This is a genomic window from Staphylococcus sp. GDY8P85P (genome assembly GCF_017892405.1).
GTDB lineage: Bacteria > Bacillota > Bacilli > Staphylococcales > Staphylococcaceae > Staphylococcus > Staphylococcus borealis.
On sequence record NZ_JAESLA010000069.1, the window covers coordinates 1 to 7,193 of the forward strand.

A 7,193-nucleotide genomic window follows, 5' to 3' on the forward strand; every position below is an offset into this window, starting at 1 on the left:
CTTAGATAGTATCTAACTGATACATTTATTACATCCTTGTTAAATTGTTTATATCTGATATAGTCAATACAGTAGACTCCTTTTTGTTTTAATTATACGATAATTTCAACTTTGCAACAGAACCTATAATAAAATCAGGATACTCTCTATAAAGATCATGAATGGTAATTTCGTTTGAATAAGACGCTGCTTTTTCTACCCAAACTTTATTGATTCGAGAATTTGGCATATCTGGGTGAGAAACGATCACCAATGTTTTCATTGTTTCATCCTTAACATACTCAACTTTCGCACCAATAAAACAGTGTACGAAAGTTGAGTTACTTAAAAGTATTCTATTCTAAGAAATTCAAATTTGCGTGATTCCTAAGCTATTTATTTACAGCTTAAACTATAGAAGATGAACTAAACAATAACTAATCTTTACATAACTAAGTTATTACCCACGCTTTTTTAAACCTAATCCAGCTATTAAGGCAATGAGTATTGCCCCTGTAGCTGCAAGGAACGCATCTGAGTAGGACATAGCGTCCAATATATATAATGGATTTATCGGCTCAGTAGCATCACGTCGAGCGGATAATAATGCTCCAATCATACCTGCTCCAGTTCCTGCTCCAAGGTACAAAGCACCTTGGAAAATCCCCATTCCGACACCAACCTTGTCTGCATCGAGTGCACTTACTGCGGCGTTATTTGCGGGAGAATTCGTGAATGCAAAAGCAATCCCTACTCCGAGGACCCCCACGGAAACTAACAGAGGTGAAGCACCAGATGCATAGGTGGACAAGAATAAGGTAGACAGCCCCATCAGAGTCATCCCAGTAATTATCAGACGTTTATCCCCAAATCGATCAGAAAGACGGCCAACGAAGGGAGATAAGATTGCAACAGCCACACTACCTGGCAACAATATCATTCCAGCCTGTCCAGAAGAGAGTCCATTCACCTCAACGACTAGTAATGGGACGAACACAAGAACAGCGAAATAAGCAAACATCGAAAAAAATGCAATTATGACCGTATTGACATAATCCTTGTTATTGAACAGGACAGGTGGTACAAATGGATTTTCTGCGGTAACAATTCTCCAAATAAATCCCACCAAAGCTACAACAGAACCAATTAGGCTAGTTAACGATGAGAACGAAGAAAAACCAGAAGTTTCTCCTTGAGTGATGCCAAAAAGGAGTAATCCTACTGTGAGGCCGAGGAATAAACCACCAATGAAATCAAAGTTCTTATTGCTTCCTACGGATTCTGCCGGTTTAATTGTCGGTAACGCGTAGTAGGCACCAATAACAATCATAATGGCTAACAAAAATGTGAACCAAAACAAGGCATTCCACCCTAAATATTGACCAACTACTCCACCAAATATTGGACCAGCAGCAGTTCCAACACCAATACTTCCTGCGATAATTCCCAAAGCTCCCCCACGTTTTCCTTGTGGGAAAACCTTCGAAATTGCAATGACTGATAGAACTGGAATTGCGGACATCCCAGCACCCTGAACCATTCTTCCCAAAACCAACAATGGGAGGTTCGGGGCAATTGCACATAAAAGACTACCACTTGCCAGAATCATAATGGCAAAGATATATAGCTTTCGTAACTCAAAAAAGTCTGAGATTCGACCATAAATCGGAACTCCAATCGCAAGAACAAGTGCCATACCACTAACTATCCAACTCACTTGAGATTTCGAAGCTTCTAAATCTTTGCTTATTAGTGGAAGTACGGGATTGACTAAATCAGACGTAATTGCACCTACAAGTACAGATAGGGAGAGTACCATCATTAAAAGCCTAGTAGAACCCCTTTTTTCAGATTGAATCATTTCTTTAGATTTACTATCCTTTTTCATTTTATTTCCTCCTAAAATATATTGTGATTTTAGGAGGCTAAATCCACTGCTTTCACCATAAACCTCACCTCATATCTATTTATATTGTAAAACCAAATCAACGAACTCACCATATTTCTACAGCATGATTAAAGATTCGGTTCTCCAAACTAACTGAACTGATCAAACAAAAAAAAGGCACCAGTTTAACAACCGGTGCCTAATCATTCGTATGCATTTTTACAAATGCAATAGATTCATAAATTTTTGCCCATTATATAAAAGGAGGCAAAAAGTTTTCCGGTAGTGTTTCCATTTTTTGTTTTTGTGAAAAAGGACATACTGATCCCGTTGTACCTAAATCCCCTGAAACTTTTACATGCTTTCTAAACTCGACATTAATGAAATCAATTCCCATTACTTTTTGCCTCCTTTCTCATATTGTGATAATAACACAATAATAATTGATGAAAAAGAAATAATCAACCCTACTTTTTTGAAAACCAATTTAAAGCTTTACTACTTTTACTTACATAATAAAGGCAGGTGCAGTATAAACTTTTTTAAATAGGTCTTCTTTAACGAGCAGGTAGCGTCAGTTAAAGTAGATAATTTAAGATCGAAATCATATTATAGATATTCCGAAATTGGGCGTGATTGTTGCAGGTCAAAAGCTTAATTCCTCGATAAAATAAAAAGGAATTAGTTTTTTTATTTGTGGTACATTCTTCTGACCGTAATCAATTGTCATCTAATAATTACATTGTATTTTTTCATTTGATTTAACACGTTAAATATATGTTCTTAAAGTAAAAACATTGATGTTAATGGATTTTTAGTAATTTACTCTTGATAAGATCCAAGTCCATCAAGAGAAGATATTGAAGTAACAAGAAATATTAAAAAGATAAGTAAAATGATTGGAATTGACCTTTTAGACCACATAATCATAGGGAATGGAGAGTTTAGAAGTTTAGAGGAACTAAATTTAATTTAAAAAAGCCTAACTATTTTAGTTAGGCTTTACCCACAATGTTTACCCCATTTAAACATTGTGGTGGTGAGTACTTTATCTGATTTTTATTATACCTATATATTATTGTGAATAAAAGTAAATTATGATTAAACTCATATTTTACTTTTATCTTTACTTATAAATATATGGAGGCACTCCTAACGGAGTGCTTTTATTATGCTCCTTCATCTGATATCAATGACTACAAAGCAGCATTGAATAAGATCAGATTCAGTCGAGTGAAACGCAAAGCGTTTCGTTTTCTCACACTCCATTTCGCTAAGTAGTTATTTGTTTTGATGCTGACACTAATCTATTTTGCGTTAGCAACGCAAGGGTAAACATGCAGTTGATCCTAACTCGTATACTCATAAGGATAACTAGCCCTTGCATCACACTTAAAATAGCTTAAATACGTGTCACAAAACAAAATATCTACTGCTTCATTACAGTGAGTGTAGTAGAAAAATTAGTTGCCCCAAACAACTATATAACTTATAAATTATAATGTATATGTTATAACATATACATATAAAGTATACATTATATGTTATACTTTAGGTGTCATATAGAAAGCGAGGTAAATTATGAAAAATGTGATTAGTATTAATAATTTTAAAGGAGGAGTGTCTAAAACATCTACTTTATGTGGTCTTGCATACATCTTAGCAGAAAAGAAAGGCTACAAAGTATTAGTTGTAGACTTCGATCCTCAAGCAGATACAACAGAATTACTCATCCGAACGTTTGATAAGACAAAGTTACCCAATGCGTTAAATGATGAACCACACCCAAATATTTTTGATGGCTTAAAAGATGGTAACGTAGAAGATACGATACTATCTCTTTCAGATAATATTGATATTATTCCGTCAGATTTTGATCTCATTGGTTTATCTGATTATTTAACAAATAAATATAGGTATAAAGATACTCATGACAAAGTGAAAGAGTTATCAGAATTTCTAAAACCAATTAAAGAAAATTATGATTTTATATTTATAGATACACCTCCAACAATTAGTGACTTTTCAAACAATGCAATTTATGCGTGTGATTATTCGTTAATCATCATGCAAACGCATAGAAGAAGTTACCGAGCTGTAGAAAAGTTCCTAGTTCATATGGTAGATTTCCAAGAAACATACCGAACTGATTTTGATGTATTAGGAATCATACCTGTAATGTTTAGTAAAAATACTAAAACAGATACAATAACGCTGCAAGATGCAGAAAGTAATTGGAAGGGGTATGTATTTAAAAATATTGTTAAAGCAATGGAACGTGTTAAATATTGGGATGAATTTGGAATTACAGATGAAGATCATTGGGATAGACAAGCACTAGACCAATATCAAAGCCTAGCAGAAGAATTTTTAGAAAAATATCAAGCAACAAAGGATGATGAATAATGAGTTTATTAGATAAAACTAAAAGTAAGTACAAAGACAGACAACATCAAAACCCACTAGCAAACGAGAATATTAAACTACAAAAATTACCTCCAGTTACTGTACGTTTGCAGGCTGAGCAACATTCGCAAATTCAAGCACTTCAAATTTTGTTTGCTGAAAATGAACTATCTATAAATGATGTAATTGCGATTGGTTTGGAGCAAATGATTAATGATTTAGATGAAAAGGACTTGAAAGATTTCAATAAATTATTCAATCAAAATGTAGATGACAAGATAGAAATTTTAAAGCGTAAGAAAAGGTATTAACCCTATATATTGTGTCAGAAGGATATATAAGATACCACATGTAGTGATTTGTGAGGTATAACATATAACATATACATTATAAGTTATAATGAGCCGATTTTAAATTTTACAAATAAAATCATATAGTATATGATTAAATCACATTAGGTAGTGACTAAGTCTTTAGTTACAGATTTCTATGGGATAGGGAAAGTGTGTAGGAACTCGTTCCCCTTCTCGTAGAAATTAAATATTAAAATAATAATAAAATTAAATAAAAAAGAGCCACAACCCATCGCTTTATTTTGCTTCTATCATAGGATTTGGGGTCCTAAGAAGTAAAATACTGGAAAGTGATTGGCGTTGTAGCTAGAAAACCCTTATACAAGGTCATTTAATTATATTATTTATGTGGATGAGATATCTGGAAAATATCTTCATCTGATACATAGATAATATCACATTAAATGTGTTGATACAACTTATGTATATTAAATTATGGGATTATTGTACCCTTTTTTAATCATATTCAAAATGAACATAGGTATAGTACCAATATTTCTAGCGTTAGGCTCTATATAGCTTAACGCTATTTTTATTGGAAAGGGATCGACATGAACTTATTTAATATATATAAAACAATATTAAAAGATGGAATTGCTGAATCACGTAGTGAGATCATTGAATTTAATAACTATGGAAAAATAGCTGCTGCAAACTCTAAAGAACAAATGATTTTTAATAAGGGTTACACAGTAGGCACAATCGAAACATTAATGGGTAATAGAGAAGTTACACATTTTACACCAAATATTTTCAAATTTCTTTCTCGTAAATCAGGGATAATACGTGGACATGAAGAACGTAATTTAAAGCAAATTAATACATTAGTGTTAGACATAGATCATTCAGAAGTTACTCCTCAAGACATCCTTATTGCAGGCTTAAATATTGGTATGATGCCAACTTTAATCCTAGATACAGATCATGGGTATCATGTGTATTTTGTGTTAGATGCCCCAGTATATGTATCTGCTAAGTCAGGATTTAAAAGCCTACAAGTCGCGAAGAAAATTTCACAAAACATACGCATTGCATACAGTAAAGAACTAGATGGAGTAGATCTTACATGCAATCATTTTGGTTATTTCCGTTGTCCAAATAAAAATAACGTAGTGTATTTCAACGAGGAAGAACAGCATAATTTTAAAACATTGATGAATTGGTCAATGAAAAAGAGTGATGATGAACATTCAGAACTTCGTTTAATCATTGATAACACGTTAAATACACGTAATAAGCAAATTGAAGAAGGTTGGTATAGAGCGTTAATCGTACAATCAAGTATCTATGCAGGACATGGATATGGTCGTAATAATACAGTATTCACGCTTTCTTTAGCGAACTATCAATCAGGAGTTACACAAGAACGCTGCTTAGAAAAAATGGATGAATTTAATACTAATTTAGAATATCCATTGAACAATAATGACATAGAACGCATTGTGAGTAGTGCATACAGTGGTAAATACAATGGAGCAAATAAAGCATACATTGATGCGTTAATGGAATCGTGGGCGACACAATCAGATAGAACAACAAAAGGATTTATTCGCTACTACAAACATAAAAAAGCAAGAAAGGATCGTAAATACAGCCATAAATCAGAAAGAGAAGCTGATATTTTAGAATTTATTAAAGAAAATGAACGTAATGGTGTTGTAAAAATGACAGTAACAGCACTTGCAGATCATTTTGAAGTAAGTAAAAGCACGATAACACGTGTAATTAAGCAATCGAAGATAATTCAAATGAAAAAGATTGGAGTAGGAAGATACGCAGAGACAATTTTCTATACAATTCAGTCTTTAGTTCAACATGTCCAAAAACACAAAAAAATACAAGGTATATTAAAAAACGACTTTACAGAATCGCTTGTAAAGAACGAAAAAAAAGTTTTAGGGGTATTAGAAGCATTTGAACGAATCGAGCGTGATGAGGCTTATATGAAACGAATACGAACTTATCGAGATCAACTAGAGTTTTTATTATGAAAATAAGCTTAAAACACAGTGATATCAACGCATTCAAGGTTTTTTATTTCAATGTTGCAAATTGCCTAACATATATCTTATATAGCTAGTGCATATTGATTAATTAGAATCTAAAGGGGGATTTATTATGCTAGAGTTTATTAAATATTTTGCATGGAATTGGTTACCAGTAATTATTATATTAGGGGTATTTGTAATATTTATTATGCCTTTATTAATTTCATTGTTTGTAAAACCATATATGTTTGTAAATGGAATATTAGGATTTTTACCAACTGTGATTAGGTTAGTACCTGTTGTGTTATTAGGATCAGCATTTTGGTATGGAATATATTGTTTAATTTTGACATATGGAATGTCAGTAATAAATGTTGTATTTACGGGTTTAGGGGTATTATTTCTAATCTTTATAGTTTTACCTTGTATATGGATATTAATGATGATTGCAGCAAGTGTTAAGTGATTTTTTGGACTCAAAAATCTATTTATTTATCGAAATAATGATATAAGAATTGATAAATAAATATTGTATAATTAAATTAAGATAGTAAAAAATGGATAAAGTCCGTATAATTG

The 7,193-nt window shown here is 32.4% G+C and carries 7 protein-coding genes and 1 pseudogene; 5 read left to right on the forward strand and 3 right to left on the reverse strand.

What is annotated here, in order from left to right:
* Positions 1-88: 88 nt before the first annotated feature.
* The 3 genes from KA828_RS12150 to KA828_RS12160 all read right to left on the reverse strand — a co-directional run bounded on the left by KA828_RS12150 (position 89) and on the right by KA828_RS12160 (position 2,264).
* Positions 89-262 carry an NAD(P)H-dependent oxidoreductase gene (locus KA828_RS12150; protein ID WP_481906432.1) on the reverse strand — a complete coding sequence of 58 codons (174 nt, stop codon included), beginning with the start codon at positions 260-262 and terminating at the stop codon, positions 89-91.
* A gap of 177 nt (positions 263-439) precedes the next feature.
* A complete protein-coding gene (gene fexA / locus KA828_RS12155; protein WP_135283070.1) occupies positions 440-1,867 on the reverse strand; it encodes a chloramphenicol/florfenicol efflux MFS transporter FexA in 1,428 nt (475 codons plus the stop codon).
* A gap of 253 nt (positions 1,868-2,120) precedes the next feature.
* Positions 2,121-2,264, reverse strand: coding sequence for a hypothetical protein (locus tag KA828_RS12160; RefSeq protein ID WP_002360221.1), 144 nt, complete (start codon positions 2,262-2,264; stop codon positions 2,121-2,123).
* A 450-nt stretch (positions 2,265-2,714) separates the two neighbouring features.
* On the opposite strand from KA828_RS12160, the pseudogene KA828_RS13310 reads away from it, so the two are divergent.
* From KA828_RS13310 to KA828_RS12185, 5 genes and pseudogenes are all read left to right on the forward strand, one after another.
* Positions 2,715-2,843, forward strand: a pseudogene (locus tag KA828_RS13310) (JAB domain-containing protein); the annotation flags it as partial.
* Between the two features lie 605 nt (positions 2,844-3,448).
* A complete protein-coding gene (locus KA828_RS12170; RefSeq protein WP_210126302.1) occupies positions 3,449-4,273 on the forward strand; it encodes a ParA family protein in 825 nt (274 codons plus the stop codon).
* A complete protein-coding gene (locus tag KA828_RS12175) occupies positions 4,273-4,584 on the forward strand; it encodes a hypothetical protein (RefSeq protein ID WP_129406993.1) in 312 nt (103 codons plus the stop codon). The genes KA828_RS12170 and KA828_RS12175 overlap by 1 nt, the downstream gene beginning before the upstream one ends.
* A gap of 593 nt (positions 4,585-5,177) precedes the next feature.
* Entirely contained in the window at positions 5,178-6,617 is a 1,440-nt protein-coding gene (locus tag KA828_RS12180) for a primase C-terminal domain-containing protein (protein ID WP_210126303.1), read from the forward strand.
* A gap of 127 nt (positions 6,618-6,744) precedes the next feature.
* Complete coding sequence (locus KA828_RS12185) at positions 6,745-7,080, forward strand: hypothetical protein (RefSeq protein WP_162887967.1); 336 nt, start codon at positions 6,745-6,747, stop codon at positions 7,078-7,080.
* Positions 7,081-7,193: the final 113 nt, after the last annotated feature.

What these genes read in the sequence shown, in the direction of transcription:
- fexA (WP_135283070.1), bottom strand. Translation starts at nt 1,867, where the DNA reads ATGAAAAAGGATAGTAAATCTAAAGAAATGATTCAATCTGAAAAAAGG.
- KA828_RS12180 (WP_210126303.1), top strand. Translation starts at nt 5,178, where the DNA reads ATGAACTTATTTAATATATATAAAACAATATTAAAAGATGGAATTGCT.
- KA828_RS12185 (WP_162887967.1), top strand. Translation starts at nt 6,745, where the DNA reads ATGCTAGAGTTTATTAAATATTTTGCATGGAATTGGTTACCAGTAATT.
- KA828_RS12150 (WP_481906432.1), bottom strand. Translation starts at nt 262, where the DNA reads ATGAAAACATTGGTGATCGTTTCTCACCCAGATATGCCAAATTCTCGA.
- KA828_RS12170 (WP_210126302.1), top strand. Translation starts at nt 3,449, where the DNA reads ATGAAAAATGTGATTAGTATTAATAATTTTAAAGGAGGAGTGTCTAAA.
- KA828_RS12175 (WP_129406993.1), top strand. Translation starts at nt 4,273, where the DNA reads ATGAGTTTATTAGATAAAACTAAAAGTAAGTACAAAGACAGACAACAT.
- KA828_RS12160 (WP_002360221.1), bottom strand. Translation starts at nt 2,264, where the DNA reads ATGGGAATTGATTTCATTAATGTCGAGTTTAGAAAGCATGTAAAAGTT.